Raw genomic sequence first — 574 nt, forward strand, 5'->3', positions numbered from 1 at the left:
GCCCCGGAATGACATGGCGGGCGTCATCCCGTCGACCGGCATACATTTGCCCACTTGATGCAACTTGCTTGCGAGCCCTCATGACCGACCACGTTCGCATCACCGACCGGCCCGGCGGCGTCCGCCTCGTCCAGCTCGCCCGGCCCGAGAAGAAGAACGCCCTCACCGGCGCCATGTACGACGCCATGCGCGAGGCATTGGAGGATGCGGACCGCGAGGACTCGGGTGTCGGCGCCGTGGTCTTCGCCGGGGCCGAGGGCGTGTTCACCGCCGGCAACGACATCGCCGACTTCGTCGCCAGGGCCGAGCGCTCCTTCGGCGAGGCGCCGTCCCTGCGCTTCATCCGGCAGCTCGCCGTCACCCGCACCCCGATGGTGGCGGCGGTGGACGGCCTGGCGGTCGGCGTCGGCACCACGCTGACCTATCACTGCGACCTCGTCTACGTCGCACCCGCCGCGACCTTCCGGATGCCGTTCGTCGATCTCGGCCTGGTGCCGGAGGCGGCCTCGAGCTACCTGCTGCCGCGCCGGATCGGGCTGGTGAAGGCGACGGAGCTGCTGCTGCTCGGCGAGGC

The 574-nt window shown here is 70.7% G+C and carries 1 protein-coding gene; it reads left to right on the forward strand.

What is annotated here, in order from left to right; genetic code table 11:
- Positions 1-80 precede the first annotated feature (80 nt).
- A partial coding sequence (locus tag VQ03_RS30530; RefSeq protein ID WP_048454697.1) for an enoyl-CoA hydratase-related protein occupies positions 81-574 on the forward strand: 494 nt, incomplete at its 3' end.

Source organism: Methylobacterium tarhaniae, from assembly GCF_001043955.1.
In the GTDB taxonomy this organism is placed as follows: domain Bacteria; phylum Pseudomonadota; class Alphaproteobacteria; order Rhizobiales; family Beijerinckiaceae; genus Methylobacterium; species Methylobacterium tarhaniae.